The sequence below is a fragment of the Vibrio crassostreae 9ZC13 genome (genome assembly GCF_000272045.2).
Classification (GTDB): Bacteria; Pseudomonadota; Gammaproteobacteria; order Enterobacterales; family Vibrionaceae; genus Vibrio; species Vibrio crassostreae_C.
Genome location: NZ_AJYZ02000019.1, coordinates 2,054,884 through 2,069,566, shown reverse-complemented (window position 1 = coordinate 2,069,566; position 14,683 = coordinate 2,054,884). Strand labels below are relative to the sequence as shown.

The 14,683-nt window shown below is 44.2% G+C and carries 13 protein-coding genes; 9 read left to right on the top strand and 4 right to left on the bottom strand.

The genetic code is table 11. The features are described from left to right. The first annotated feature begins 693 nt into the window (after nt 1–693). Entirely contained in the window at nt 694–1,389 is a 696-nt protein-coding gene (locus A136_RS10315) for an NAD-dependent epimerase/dehydratase family protein (protein WP_017059149.1), read from the top strand. 185 nt (nt 1,390–1,574) lie between these two features. Beyond that, nucleotides 1,575–2,948, top strand: a complete 1,374-nt coding sequence (locus A136_RS10310; protein ID WP_017065518.1) for an L-cystine transporter — start codon at nt 1,575–1,577, stop codon at nt 2,946–2,948. A gap of 112 nt (nt 2,949–3,060) precedes the next feature. Here A136_RS10310 and A136_RS10305 read toward each other — a convergent pair whose 3' ends face one another. Then, nucleotides 3,061–3,453, bottom strand: a complete 393-nt coding sequence (locus tag A136_RS10305) for a GlcG/HbpS family heme-binding protein (RefSeq protein WP_017065517.1) — start codon at nt 3,451–3,453, stop codon at nt 3,061–3,063. Between the two features lie 9 nt (nt 3,454–3,462). Next, nucleotides 3,463–4,473: an aldo/keto reductase gene (locus A136_RS10300; protein ID WP_017065516.1), complete on the bottom strand. Its 1,011-nt coding sequence runs from the start codon at nt 4,471–4,473 to the stop codon at nt 3,463–3,465. 132 nt (nt 4,474–4,605) lie between these two features. Between A136_RS10300 and A136_RS10295 the strand changes: the two genes are divergently transcribed. From A136_RS10295 to A136_RS10280, 4 genes are all read left to right on the top strand, one after another. Further along, nucleotides 4,606–5,490 carry a LysR family transcriptional regulator gene (locus A136_RS10295; RefSeq protein ID WP_017065515.1) on the top strand — a complete coding sequence of 295 codons (885 nt, stop codon included), beginning with the start codon at nt 4,606–4,608 and terminating at the stop codon, nt 5,488–5,490. A gap of 366 nt (nt 5,491–5,856) precedes the next feature. Beyond that, complete coding sequence (locus tag A136_RS10290) at nt 5,857–6,618, top strand: YdcF family protein (RefSeq protein ID WP_017065514.1); 762 nt, start codon at nt 5,857–5,859, stop codon at nt 6,616–6,618. A gap of 477 nt (nt 6,619–7,095) precedes the next feature. After that, nucleotides 7,096–8,568, top strand: coding sequence for an aerolysin family beta-barrel pore-forming toxin (locus A136_RS10285; protein WP_017065513.1), 1,473 nt, complete (start codon nt 7,096–7,098; stop codon nt 8,566–8,568). A 218-nt stretch (nt 8,569–8,786) separates the two neighbouring features. Next, complete coding sequence (locus A136_RS10280; protein ID WP_017059142.1) at nt 8,787–9,008, top strand: hypothetical protein; 222 nt, start codon at nt 8,787–8,789, stop codon at nt 9,006–9,008. 127 nt (nt 9,009–9,135) lie between these two features. On the opposite strand, the gene A136_RS10275 is transcribed toward A136_RS10280, so the two are convergent. After that, on the bottom strand, nt 9,136–9,657 hold the full coding sequence (locus tag A136_RS10275) for a DUF2058 domain-containing protein (protein WP_010441213.1): 522 nt from the start codon (nt 9,655–9,657) through the stop codon (nt 9,136–9,138). 415 nt (nt 9,658–10,072) lie between these two features. Between A136_RS10275 and A136_RS10270 the strand changes: the two genes are divergently transcribed. Both A136_RS10270 and A136_RS10265 read left to right on the top strand, forming a co-directional pair. After that, on the top strand, nt 10,073–11,407 hold the full coding sequence (locus A136_RS10270; RefSeq protein ID WP_017065512.1) for a sphingomyelin phosphodiesterase: 1,335 nt from the start codon (nt 10,073–10,075) through the stop codon (nt 11,405–11,407). Nucleotides 11,408–11,446: 39 nt separating this feature from the next. Then, a complete protein-coding gene (locus A136_RS10265; protein ID WP_017065511.1) occupies nt 11,447–12,397 on the top strand; it encodes a hypothetical protein in 951 nt (316 codons plus the stop codon). A gap of 4 nt (nt 12,398–12,401) precedes the next feature. Here the strand turns inward: A136_RS10265 and A136_RS10260 are convergent, their stop codons facing one another. Then, nucleotides 12,402–13,436: an AraC family transcriptional regulator gene (locus A136_RS10260; protein WP_017065510.1), complete on the bottom strand. Its 1,035-nt coding sequence runs from the start codon at nt 13,434–13,436 to the stop codon at nt 12,402–12,404. Between the two features lie 169 nt (nt 13,437–13,605). On the opposite strand from A136_RS10260, the gene A136_RS10255 reads away from it, so the two are divergent. Beyond that, nucleotides 13,606–14,619, top strand: coding sequence for a DUF2804 domain-containing protein (locus tag A136_RS10255; RefSeq protein ID WP_017065509.1), 1,014 nt, complete (start codon nt 13,606–13,608; stop codon nt 14,617–14,619). Nucleotides 14,620–14,683 lie beyond the last annotated feature (64 nt).

The window sequence follows — 14,683 nt, the reverse complement described above, 5'->3', positions numbered from 1 at the left end:
ACGACTCAGTTTACGTGTTAAGCAAGGCTGTATCTATGGCTATGTGGCAGAAACCGCAGAGAGTGTTCTTAATTTAAACAGATCACACTGGTTTTTTCTCAGATTGACAGTCAAATTGACGAACCCTAAAACACAAATAATACTGATAATAGATTTATCAATAACTTACATTTTGGCATCGTTTATGCCTTATCTAAATTACTTATTAATCTCTCCATTGATAAGTACCCATACAGTGAATGCCCACAACACTGACGCTACACGAAGAAAGACAATCGATTGAAAGACAAAACAGAACAACGATTTAGGAGGTGTAATGATTCCAAATTCAAGTAAAAGAAAACCAAATAAATCAAGTAAGAAAGCTAGCAAAAAGGTAAGGAAAATCCCACTGTCCTTTACCTAGTAAGAAGCAAGAAAAGTAACAAAGCCCGTCGCCCAGCGGGCTTTGTTATGTTTAACGCCTAACTTAAGTTTCAAACCGCATTTATCTTTCCCACCGCCATTATGTTTCATATCGTACTTATGCTTCAGACCGTACTTATGCGTCGAGCCAAACTAAATCATCTCTTTTTCCATAAACAGGCGACTCCCCACATACTACTGACCACTCGTTTAACAAACTTTTATTCGCTTAAAATTCAAACACTGTTTATATTAAACAAGCACTTGTGGAGTGAAGAAGGGATTAAAATGAGCATTTCTGGAGACAAAACATCGGTCGTGGTGGCTGGTGCAACCGGGTTAATTGGTCATCATGTGATGAAGTTGCTCATCGATGAACCCGCCGTTGATCATATCTATGCCCTATCTCGCCGAGCGTTAGATTCACAGTTTGATTCCAACAAGCTCCACACACTCATTCACAGCGACCTGCAAGTTACCAGTTGGGATGACACGAATGCGACGCCTAATCTTGGCGTTATCTGCTTAGGTACGACTAAGAAAAAGGCAGGATCAAAAGAAGCGCTTCGCAAAATCGATGTGGAACTGGTTAGCCAAGTCGCACAGTCGATGAAGTTTCTTGGGGTTCAACGCGTAGCGGTCGTTTCTAGCTATGGCGCTTCACCAGATTCCTATTCGCACTACCTTCGCTGTAAAGGACAAATGGAACAAAATTTAAAACGTATTGGCTTCAAGCAGCTTTTCATCGCACGCCCTGGGCCTCTGGTGGGTGAGCGTGATGAACCTAGAGCTGATGAAAAACTCCTGCAAAGTGTCTTTCCTCTGCTGTCTCCATTTATGCTTGGTAAGTTCAAAAACCTACGCCCTATTCAGTCGGAAGACGTAGCCAAAGCAATGTTGTTCCGGTTATTCGAAAATAATTTCCAAAATATCGAAATTTACTCGTCAAGTGACATGCTCAATTTATTGGCAAAATATCGCTAAAAAGCTCACCTATTCATCACAATGTTGAATATCCACCCATCCTATTGAGTGGATATTACTAATCGTTCTAATAAATTACTTTTCCTTATTTTACGTTTTGTTACAGGTCGCTACTGTAGCTAACAGTATTTGCGCCCATATATCTAAGCGCCCTATCGATTTAAAGAAATTCATAAGGAAAACAAATGTCATTTTCAGCTATCGCTGCCTTAGCGGTATTCACTGGTATCCTCTTTTTTCTCTACGGACAGCAGAAAAAAGAAAACACACTTTCTCGCCTCGTTTTACTCGGTTTAGTATTTGGTAGCGCATTTGGTCTTGGTCTTCAGTTGCTATTTAGTGAAGGCAATCCGGTCATCAATGAGACACTTGATTGGGTAAACATTGTTGGCCGTGGTTATGTCGGCCTACTGAAAATGGTGATCATGCCATTAGTATTGGTTTCAATGATTGCCGCAGTAGTGAAGCTTGAAAAAGGCGGTTCACTGGGCAAGATTTCTGGCATCACCATTTCTGTACTGCTAGCAACAACCGCGATTTCTGCGATTGTTGGTATTGTTGTAACGCAAGCATTCGGCCTGTCTGCTGAAGGTTTAACAGAAGGCGCTCGCGAAACAGCACGTATCGCAACACTTGAAAGCCGCATCGGTAGCGTTTCAGACTTAACAATTCCACAAATGCTGATTAGCTTTATTCCGACTAACCCATTTGCAGACCTAACGGGCGCTCGCTCTACGTCTATCATCGCTGTGGTTATCTTTGGTGTGCTAACGGGCATCGCTGCTCGTAAAGTGATGGCAGAGAAAGAAGAACTAGAATCTCCGATCCGTACGTTTGTTGAAGCGGCACAATCTATCGTTATGCGCTTAGTTAAGATGATCATGGCACTAACGCCATACGGCATCGCAGCGTTAATGGCGAAGGTAGTTGCAACATCAAGTGCTTCTGACATCCTCAGCCTACTAGGTTTCATCGTTGCATCTTACGTTGCGATTCTACTGATGTTCGTTGTACACGGTGTGTTGGTTTCTTTTGTTGGTGTAAACCCGAAAAAGTATTTCCAAAAGATCTGGCCTGTACTGACGTTCGCTTTCACGTCTCGTAGTTCTGCAGCAACAATTCCACTGAACGTTGAAGCTCAAATCACTAAGCTAAACGTGCCACCAGCGATTGCTAACCTGTCTGCCTCTTTCGGTGCGACGATTGGTCAAAACGGTTGTGCGGGTATCTACCCTGCAATGCTAGCAGTCATGGTTGCGCCTACAGTTGGCATCGACCCAATGGACATCAACTTCATTCTGTCTCTGATTGCTATTATCACAGTGAGCTCATTCGGTATTGCTGGCGTAGGTGGCGGTGCAACGTTCGCGGCGCTTATCGTACTTCCTGCTATGGGCCTTCCTGTAACGATTGCAGCACTGCTTATCTCTATCGAGCCACTTATCGATATGGCACGTACGGCGCTTAACGTATCTGGTGCTATGACAGCCGGTACGATCACAAGCCGCCTATTAGGCAAGAAAGACAAGCAACAAGATCTGGAACAAGCGAACGCTTAATGGGTTCGATTGATTCAAGCACTTGAGTCTCGTTAAACAAAAAAACCGATGCACATGCATCGGTTTTTTATTATCTGTTACTTCTAACTTCCATTACTTCACGAGCAACAGCTTAGAACACAAGTTGAATGACTTTTTCGGCAAGTGCTTCATCGTCGTCTTCACTTAATCCGCTGACACCAATAGCGCCAATCACCTGCCCATTTAATTCAATGGGAACACCGCCTTTAAAGCCAGTGATCTTTGAGTCAGTCCAGTAACTTAAGTCTTTACCAGTTTCTCTCGCCCAAGCACCTAAGTTACCGCCTGGCTGTCTATCTCTTGCAGATGTATAAGCTTTGTTCTGTGCTAACAATCCGGCTTGAACACTCACATTATCCATGCGAATAAACGCCAGTAACTCACCGTGCGTATCACACACGCTCACCGCGATTGCTTGTTGATTACGCTCAGCAATGTCTAGAGCGTTAGACACCAGTTGTTGCGCGATCTTTTGATTCAACATATTCATTCCTTATGGCAGTGCTTGACCACGTGAGTACACGTATAGGTTGTACCACTCTTCACGAGACAGGTTTATCTGAGTCGCGACTGCCGAAGCTTTGATTCGCTCTAGATTTGTGGTGCCAATTACAGGTTGGATACGAGCAGGGTGACGAAGCAAAAATGCCAACACAATCGCTTCACTTTCTACGCCATATTGGTTCGCTAACTGAGCCACGTAGTGCGCTGTCTTTTTCACGTTTTCATGTTCTGAATACAAACCTTGCTCAGCAAATCGGCCTTGTGCCAAACAGCCCCAAGCTTGCAGTTGGATGTTATTCAATTGGCAATGTTCAAGAGTGCCTGCGGCGAAGTCTGATTGATGGTGCCCTTGCGAGTTAATCATCACCCCATCATTCAACCAATCCAATTTGGCTAAGCTCATCTCAACTTGATTCGCGACGATGGGTTGCCCAAGCGCAGATTGCAGGTACTGAATTTGATGGCTGTTCATGTTCGACACACCAAAATAATCGACCTTACCTTGCGCTTTTAAGTTCTCTAACGTTCTTGCTAGCTCATCGAGTTCCATCAAAGGGTCAGGGCGGTGCAATAACAGCACATCAAGCTTTTCAGTATTCAATCGATTGAGAATACCGTCTACCGATTGGCCTACCCAATCAGCCGAGAAATCATAACGACCAACATTGCCCTCGCCTTCAAAACGAATCCCACACTTAGATTGAATGAACATCTGTTCACGCAGATCAGGCGCTTGTTGTAATGCTTGACCAAAGGCTTGCTCAGCTTTGCTGAAGGTATAGATATCCGCATGGTCGAATAAGTTAATGCCCGATTCTAGTGCGGTGCCGATTACGCTTCGTGTTTGAGCAACATCCGCACTCGTCACTGGATTATCATTCCAGCCACCACCTAACCCCATGCAGCCATAGGCAACTTGCCCAACATTCGGTAGATAATTTGATAATGGGATACGTTTTTTGTCATTCGTTTTGTTTGTAGATTCAGTGCTGTTCGTCATATCGATTCTCGCTTAGAAGATTTGCTGACCAGAAATATGCCTCTATCATATTGTTCTTTTTAAAAAACAGAATATGCTAGTTACGAAATGATTGTTTGATATGACGAACAATAGATTGGTAGGAACGCGCGAATGAACGAACACAAAAGAATAGAACGACTGATCCTGTTTGTAGAACTTGCTCAGCAACTCAACTTTACCAAGGCAGCCGAAAAGCTCGGTATCTCTAAGAGCTACCTTTCTGAACAGATCAAACGTTTAGAGAACGATTTACAGTGCCCGCTTTTGGTCAGAACCACTCGCAGTGTTCGTTTAACCCAAGAAGGCGAACGCGCGTTACAACAAGGCTTAACGATTCGCTCGCAAGTCTTACAGCTTGAACGCAGTGTTTCTGAGCAACACGACATCGTCAAAGGCCTATTACGCCTCACTGCGCCAAAGATGTTTACTGAGGTATATCTATTCGATATCTGCCAACAGTTTAGGCAGCAATACCCTGAGATTCGTTTCGAGATAAACAGTAGCTACACCAACTTTAATCTCAATCAAGATGATATCGATATCGCGTTTCGTGCCACCAATACGCCACCTGACAACATGGTGGCGAAACACTTGATTAGCTATCAACATGATTTAGTCGCGACTCCCGGTTATCTTAACCAATTTGGTCGCCCTACCAATGTGAGTGACTTAAGTGATCATCAATGCTTAGCAACTCTGCACCAAACCGAGTGGCCTTTAAAATCGGTAAATATTGATGTGTCCGGCTGGCTTTCAAGTAATGACAACCACCTGCTTAAGCAACAAGCTATGGCAGGCAGTGGCATCATCCGTATTGCAAGTTACTACGTTGCGAAAGAGGTCGAACTGGGAGAATTAGAGCGAGTGCTGCCTGATGAATGTCTGCAACAAGGCAACAGTATTTATCTGTTCTATCCGCAAGTTATTTATCCGGCAAAGAAACACCAAGTGTTCGTTAAATTTGTTCAGTATTACTTTGAAAACTTGAGAGCTTGATAGTTTAAGATCTTGAAAACTGGAGAGCTCGATCATTTAAGAGCTTGAAGATTTGGTAGTTTAAGAATATGAAAGCTGAGTTAACGAGTTGAAGAAACGGAAACCGATGAACAGATAAATCAAATAACACGAAATAAGGTTTAAATAACCCTCTTGAATTATATGCCTATATTTAAAATGGGATTATCGAACAATAATAAAGCGATTTTTCGAATGCTCTCATCGATGATTGTTCTTGATAGAAAGAAATCGTGCATTTGTTCAATAATACAATGAGTTACCTATGAATGATTAACATAACTGATATATGATGCACCGCTTCAGTATGTCACATCATCTTGGCACCAGTTCGATAACAGGATCCTCATGAGCTTTATTATATTATTACTTCTTCTGCTATTCGTAGGCTTTACACGTTTACTTCAGTGGCGAAAAACCTCTCTGTTTTTATCTCTTGTTCTTATATCGTCATTTGTGCTGATTGGTTCAGGTTTAATTCCTCGTTATTTACTGAACGATCTGCAAGCCGATTACGAAAATAAGCCTGATATCCAATGGTCTGACAATAACGCCATTGTTCTTCTGGGTGCGGGAACGCAGTTAATTAAAAGCACGCAAGAGTTCGAGCCAGCCTTTTTCTCTTTTGGCCGAATCAGTGAAACCGCCAGCCAATATAAAGATTGCGCCAAAACCCAAACCACATGCAAAGTGATCATCAGTGGTGGCGATGCACAAAATAACGGTGTTGCCGAAGCAGAAGTTTATCAGCAACAATTGCTGAGACTTGGCGTTCCGATGGGTGACATCATTCAAGAGCCAAATAGCGTCAACACTTGGAAGAACGCTCAGCTCACTAGTGACCTAATGAAGCATCATAAATTCGACAACATTGTGTTGGTTTCATCTGGCCTACATATTCGTCGTAGCGAGCTCTACTTCAACCACTTCGGCTTGAATGTTATTCCAGTGAGAGCCGACTACATGGCTGCTCAAATTTCATGGTTGCCATTGTGGTACAACTTTGCGGTCACAGATTTTGCTTTGCATGAACAGATTGGCTTTGCTCGTTACAACATTTACAACTTTATGGGTTGGAACAGCAAACGCGAAAAACCAGGTGATGCTTAATCTCTTCCAATTAAGTTAACTCGAACAATAAAAAATGCAGCAGCAATCGAACGGTTGTTGGCTGCATTTTTCGATCTTGCTTATCACAACATCCCTCCTTATTTGGCTTACTCAGTACTTCCCCCTCCTTTAAACAATAAACCTATCTAATCCATCTTGCTGGCCTAAATTTTCCAAGCCAACATACCAAATAACGAGGCTTCAAAAACAGAAACGTTCAACAATTAATCACCCATAGATTGGATTGTTGAAACTAATTGAAGTCATCAAGATAAGTCTTTATCAAACAACAAGTTGATCAGTACAACCTCCTGATATCTATAAGTATTTATTTTCAATTCATTTCAGTATTTTTAGCATTGTTTTATATGACAAAGTACACCCCGCTAGAGCCCCTCGGCTTTAAATAATATCAATAAAATCTAATAACTCGATTCTAATAAAAATAGCCAAATAATGGCATTTAGGAACTTATTCATGCTTAACGTCAGTAAAACCGTTCTATTTAGCTCTGCCCTCTGTTTCGTCTCTTTTGCCACTCATGCCAAGATATATTCAGACCAAATCGTATTGGATAACCTCGGTGAAGATATCTGCCGTTCCGATTATCGTCCGCTCAGTAATACAGAAGCTCAAGAACACAAAACCGCCCTACTATCTCGCATGAATGTGTGGGACATTGCTGGCCTTAAAAATGACTGGGTGATCATGGGGTCTGGCTACCACGGGCTCATCAAACAAGGACAACCAAGTGACAATACTTGGTGCTACCCCAATACCCCAGACGCAGGCCTGCCTTACTACGAAGCGCAAGCTATCGAAACGAACAATAACCTTGATATTCAACGCGCCTTAGTCAGCGACAACACGAACTTTATCAGGCCACTGAGTTACTTGGCCCATAACCTCGGTTACGCTTGGGTTGGAGGCGATAGCGCGCGTTACGTCGGCCAAGACATGGCAATAAAACCGCTTAACAATGGTTGGGAGATTAAAGGCAATAACGATGGAAGCTGTGCCGGTGATCGCTGTGATGAGAAGACAAGCATCACTGTTGATAACTTCGCTTACACGCTCGATAACACATCGTTTTTACACGGTTCTATGACAGAGACCGACCAAGAACTGATTGAAACCGTCTCGGCTTATGCAATCAATGACGACGATCAGTCTAAACAAATCGTCGTTGACCTTCATTTTGAGCAATCCACACAATGGAGTAAAACCCAACGCTTCGACCTTGCTGATTCAGTCGTCATTGATGAAACCTTTCATTGGCCACAAGTTGGAAAGACAGAAGTAAGAGTAGCGCTAGAAGATGGCCAACGTTTCTCCGATACCAACAGTGGTGCTCGTTTTGAACCAACAGAACTGGAAGCCATCATCACCGTGCCTGCTCACTCAGTACTTCCTTTTCAAGTAGAGTTCTTACGCTCTACCATCACTTACCCATACCGTATCAAAACCAGCATGAGTTACGACGTGAACTTCACAGGTTTCCTTCGTTATAGCGGCAATGCGCTAAGCTCACACCCAACAAACCGCCCGACGGTCTCTCACACCTTTACCATGGGAACCACCAGCGAAGATCAAGCCAATATCCGCTACCAATGGGATCACCGTTATATTCCTGGAGAGATGAAATGGTGGGATTGGAGCTGGGCAATCAACACCAATGGTTTAAGTAGCATGCAGTACGCCGCAGGTGCCAGTGTCCGTCCTTTCTACACCTATGTTTCAGGCCAGTTTAGTGCGGAGTCACAATATTCTGGAATGATCGATATTGGTACCGAGCACTCTATTGATTCATTTAACGCCATGACACCTTCAGGCGATTACACACCCTACTACGCTGGTGACATCAAGGTTCTGACTGACTTCGACCCTGCAGCCCTAGCGCAACTGGGTTATAACAGCGCTCAGCTAACGCTTACCCCAATGCAGCCATAAGCCCATAGAAAGTTTCAGCTGTTATTCCAAGCCCATTGCGTCTGCTCTGGGCTTGATTCGTCTTACATTCTCTCAGTCATACATCTGTATTAGCCGCTAAGTATTCACTTTCTGAATCGTTTTTCATTGACTTAAAAATGAAATCATAACGACACACTAATTTGCGTAACTTAGGGTGCAAATAGGCAATCAGATTACAGTGCCTATCAGGAGGATGTATGAAACCAAATCGATCTACGGTACTCACTGGACATGTAAAACACTGCCCATGCTGCTCTACCGAACTGGTCATCAAAGACCACATTCACGTTTGCCCGCGCAATGAAATTGGCGACTGTTACTTCGATGGCTATGACCAACACGAACAGCGCGCTAATACCGATTTTATCGATCATGCAAGTGCCAATGATAGCCTTGTTTACGGCATGTCAGAACACTAAGCGTTATTCAAGATTTGTTGAAGTCATTTCGCGCCAAAAAAATGCAGCGCCAATCGAGTGATTGTTCGCTGCATTCTTAGATCCTGTAAACTTAGCTAACCATTAAAATGGAGCTAGGCAAAACGGATTACCACATTAGATCATCTGGGATCACGAAGTCTTTGTACGGGTCATCTTCGTCTACTTCGTCTGTGCTACCTGCCTGCGTATCAACGATAGATTCTTCGTCGCGCATAGCAATCTTGTTCGCTACTGCTGTTGGAATAACAACGTAGCTCTCGCCTTGACGAGCAATACTTAGAATGCCTTTACTTAGTTGCTTTTGAGTCAGCTCTTCTACGTAAAGATATTTAACTAGCGTACCGTCGGTGAAGTTGTATTTGATCTCACCGTTCTTCTGTTCGATCTTGTTCATCTCAATCAGTTGCTTCACTTGAGCTTTAATTTCTTTGCTCAACTGTTGTTCTTTCAACTGTTGGTTTAGCTCTTTGTCTTTCGCTTGCTGCGCCAGTTTAGTTTCTTCAGCTGCCGCTTTTGCTTCACGAGACTGAACGCGAGACTTTTTAGAGCCTTTCTTCGCCTTCTTTAATTTTTTCTCATTTACCAAGCCAGCTTTAAGCATCTGCTCTTGGAGTGTTAACTTTGCCATGACTTTCCCAGTTCAGGATTAAAAACGGCACTATCATACCTGTTTTTGAGGTTTCTGTTTACTGAACAAGAGTAAATTACAGAACAATCGCAAAATTTATGCTGATAGCTCTAAGCTGTGTCCATATTCCCTTCTTGTTGCTCACAACCTCCACTTTACCGCGACACACAGTTTTCACTTAAGCACGCCAATATTGGCTGTTCCACCGACTCGAAAGCATTAACTGACCCTATTATTCGCGCGCGTACCACTTATCATTCCGATAAGACAATATGTTAATTTTCAATGGTTAATCAATTTTATAAAACCTTGGCATATATCTCATATTTGAATAAATGCCATAGAGTTATAACTCCAATGTCATAACTCTTGACTACGTTATTCTAGACATCAATCAATAAGGATAACGTAAACGATGAAAACTCAATGGACTTGGTTAGCTGCACTTGTGGCATCCACATCAATCGCTTCGACCTCTGCGATCGCAGACACCGACGTGTATCTCACCAATAACACCAATCAAGTGATGACCATTCAAGCCAACCACACTGGTACCGACCTGCTTCAACTCGGTGATGAGTGGCAACAGCATGTTGAACAGATTGGTCCTTGGGAGACGAAGAAGCTGATAAGTTTCAACCGCTGGACTGGTGTGAAATCTGGGAAGACCTATGAGTTTGACACTGTGGTATCAAACGCTGTGGGCGAAAGTGTCACGCTCAACCAAACCATGAAGGGACATTGGTATAACTCGACTCTGCAACATGGTTTGAGTGCCGCAGACGTCAACCTAACATTGCATGACGATCGTAATATTCATCGCAGCACAACCGATGCGTTCGGGGTCAATGCAGAGCTAGCCCTCAAAGCCGATTCTACAGCGCGCTATGATGATATTTATTACACCATCACCCCACCAAAAGTGGATGAGCAACCAGAGCCGGATGCCAATACACTCAAGGTCATGACTTACAACATCTGGGCGCTGCCTGCCATCGCTTCACATATTGGTGACCGCTATGACCTACTCCCTCAATATGTAAAGGGCTATGACGTGTTGGCGCTTCAAGAGGTGTTTGCTAACGGCAGAGATGAGTTCTTGCGTGAGCTTGCGAAAGAGTATCCTTATCAAACTAAAATGCTCGATAAAGATGGGATTAACATATACGACGGTGGTGTGATCATTGTCAGCCGCTATCCTATCGTTAATGAAGCGCAGTATGTTTTCCCTGATTGCACGGGCACAGATTGCTTTGCAGATAAAGGCGTTAACTACGCGGAAGTTATCAAGAATGGTCAGGCTTACCATGTTTTCGGTACCCACACGGCATCATTCGATACGGACACCGCTCGTGATTACCGACAACGTCAATTCAAGCAGATGCGTGCACTGGCGCAGTCTCTGAATATCCCGGCATCAGAAACTGTGGTTTACAGCGGTGACTTCAACGTGAACAAGCTCAAGTTCCCAAGCGACTATCAACAGATGTTTGCTAACCTGCAGGCTGATGAACCAACATACTCAGGTTACACCGCTTCTACCTTTGACCCACGCATCAACAACTTTGCGGGAGAGCCTATGTCGGGTGGCGAGAACGTTGAGTATCTCGATTATGTGGTAGTGAGCTCAGAGTATACCGCTAAAGCGCATAACGACAATCGCGTGGATGTCCCAAGATCAACAAGCAGTGAGTTATGGAAGCACTACAACCTTTCAGACCACTTCCCTGTTAGCGCCGTGATCAAGTAACTCGGTGAACCAATAATGCATCGAGTTATATTAATCCTAATGCTCGTCTTAACGGCGAGCATTATTTGCTATTCGTGGTCATCAAAAACGAACGAAACAGCGCTATCTTCTGCTCAACACACAGAACCTAAGCCGCGTGTTTCTACGACAACTAATGACGATAATTCCACGCCTACTGCAACCGCTAGTTCGGAAAACTCCGCATCGCACAGCAATCAAGCCCAAGCTGGAGCACTGGACGGTAAAATTCTTGCTGAAAACTTGAGTGAGCTTGAAGGCAAGGCTTTGTTCGATGAACTCGATGGGTTCTGGAAGCTTTGCCAACAACGCGATGACTGCGCAGAGCAACTCGCACGATTGAAATCAGAATTGCCGGGCATATGGTTTGAGTTACTGAGCGACTATCCGCAGCTATCGGCTGACTGGCAATTAACACAAAGCACTATCCCACTTGAATCCATAGAGACTCTTGAAGATCGTGTTGCCTTATTCAAGCAATCTGCACAACAAGTATGGGGAGAGTTGGCCCACCAGCTATTCGCTGACCAGTTTGCTCATCTGGATTTTACGCTTGACGCTAACACCCTTGAAAAGAACGAAGCGAGCCAGTTTTTGGCCAACTATCAAGATTTGCTTAGTGAATGGCAAAACAATACGGGCACGTTAAACGCCGAAACACAGCTTCAAAAATATGAACTGGCAGTATCTTTGATACCCAGCAGCTATAGCCCTGCTGAAGTAGCATCAGTCAAAGCCGACCTTCAAGATGCCTACTTAGATGAAGCGCAGGCCAGCAACATTGCCGCGCGAGAACAACAAGTCGCACAACAGCAACAAACCGTGATGAGTTATCACGAGCAACTGGATCAGCTCAAAGCAACCTTAGACTCTCAGCGCTCATCAAGTTATGCCACTTGGACTCAACAAGATTGGGACAGTTATTATCAACAGCAAGTCACCGATTTCAGGGAGCAGTTCTTTAGCAAGTAACGCCTTAACTTAAACCATCACGAAACTGAGCGGGCGTTTTATTGAGCCAACCTTTAAACGCCCTTCTGAAATTTGCAGGGTCGCTATAACCGAGCCTTTCACCGATGTCATCAATGCTCATGGTTGTGCCGAGTAATAGCTCTTTGGCCAGCTCCACTCGAACTTCGGTAAGCAATATTTGGTAACTGGATTCATGGGTCACTAGCTCTCGCCTGAGTGTACGAGAGCTACAACCAAACTCATCCGCGAGTTGTTCTATAGTCGGGAAACTACCTGCGGTTTGATAAAAGATCGTTTTGATCTGATTAGTCAGCAGATGCTCAGAGTCCAACGTTTCGACTATCGACTGGCAAGACGCAAGATAGCGCTTCAGTGTCGCGGCATCATGAGTCAATAAGGTCTGTGATAAAACCGAGGCATCAAAACGCAATTCACAATGGCTCTGCTCAAAAACTACAGGGCACTGGAAACGGTCGTCATAGAGCTTAGCGTAATTGGGACGAGCATAAGGCAAAGCCAAAGTGTGAATATCCAACTCATGACCAGTCAGTTCTTTGAACAAAGAGACGATGGAACTTAAGAAATACTCACTGCAGAAAGGGAGCAGATCGCCCACTTCCAAGGTGTTCTCAATCTGAATCACTGCGTGCTCGGAATCTAGAAACAATTTAACCGAGAAAATAGGACCGTTCAGGCGCAAATACTTGAAGCCCGACTTGATGGCCTCCCCGACATTTTGACTGGTCGATAGCGCATAACCCAACACACCAAAGTGGCTCAAGCTAGCGTGTTCCCCCAACCAAAGCCCCAAACCATCGTGAGGAAAACTCTGATTAGCCGCGCTAAACAACGAAAGCTTGTCAGCGTAAGTCAGTTTTCCATTCGGACCTCGCCAATCCATGTTCGGCAAACCCACATCATTGAGTAGCCTTTCAATATCGATACCTCGTTGCTCTAGCGTATTCAACAGCAGCGCGATATCTAATGTACCCAACTGGTGCCTATGTCCGGTTGGCTTATACTCCGCGATAATCTCCAATCGTCTCTCCTTATATCGAGCCCATTCCCATAAACATGACTACTCAGCTTCAACAACACTACTGACAAAATCGTGATTGGTAACGCGCTCTTGTCCGAATATGACCTCCCAATTCTACGCTACTCATCGCACAATGGCTTTAGTTGTTAAAATAATGTGAACCATCGCAATGATAAAAACCAACCCAGCCCCACACAGTTTGATTAATTCTAATGGTCAGCCGATCATTGGGCATTTCGATGGCATCCTTAAACACCTAAACATCGAGAACTTTGACTACCGAAACTCGATGGATTCAAAAGCAAACCCTTGGCAGAAGCACTTCCACTATAAGCAATTCCAGTTTGTCAGCATCGTCACCGACACACACATTATCGGCGTCGCTATCGCGGATATTCGCTACTTAGGCTCGGCATTTTGTTATCTGTACGACATAGAAAACAACCATCTGCAAGAGTCATCTTGGTTGAGGCCATTAGGGTTTGATAAGCATGTAACGCCTTCACCATTTGAAGGAAAGACAAGCATTGCAGATCAAAGCATTGCTTTCTATATCGAGGGCGGACAATGGCGAGTTCGCTTGAAGACCAAACTCATCAAGGCCGATATCGCTTTAGAGCCTGAAACCGACAGCCTGCCCATGGCGATGTGTAGCTCAACGGGTTATTCAGGTTGGACTTACACCCAAAAGCACAATGCTTTGCGCATCAGCGGCGACATCCAAATCAAAGGAGAATCACTCGATCTCACTCAAGCTCGTGCCGGTTATGACTTTTCAGCGGGTTACATGAGACGTGAAACCAGTTGGCGCTGGGCAAGCATCAACACGCAATCCAATGGGACAGATATTGGCTTGAACCTCGCAGCAGGCGTCAATGAAACCGGAGGCTGCGAGAACGTTTTATGGATCAATGGAACTCGGCACTTACTTAACCCGGTACAGTTTGCGTTTAGTCGCCAAGACACCAATTTACCTTGGCAGATAACATCACAAGATGGACGTATAAACCTGACCTTTACGCCCTTAAATAATCGCAGCGAAAAGCTCAATTTATGGCTGTTAAAAAGTAACTTTCGTCAGTTCATTGGTCACTTTTCTGGCTCGATTGAAGACAACAATGGAGTGACACATCAACTCGATGGTGTTCTTGGCCTAACAGAAGATCACTTTGCTCGCTGGTAGCGAAATTTTGCTAACTGAATTTCAGGCGAGCAAGTCTAAGTAAACTTGATACTAAGAACGCGTA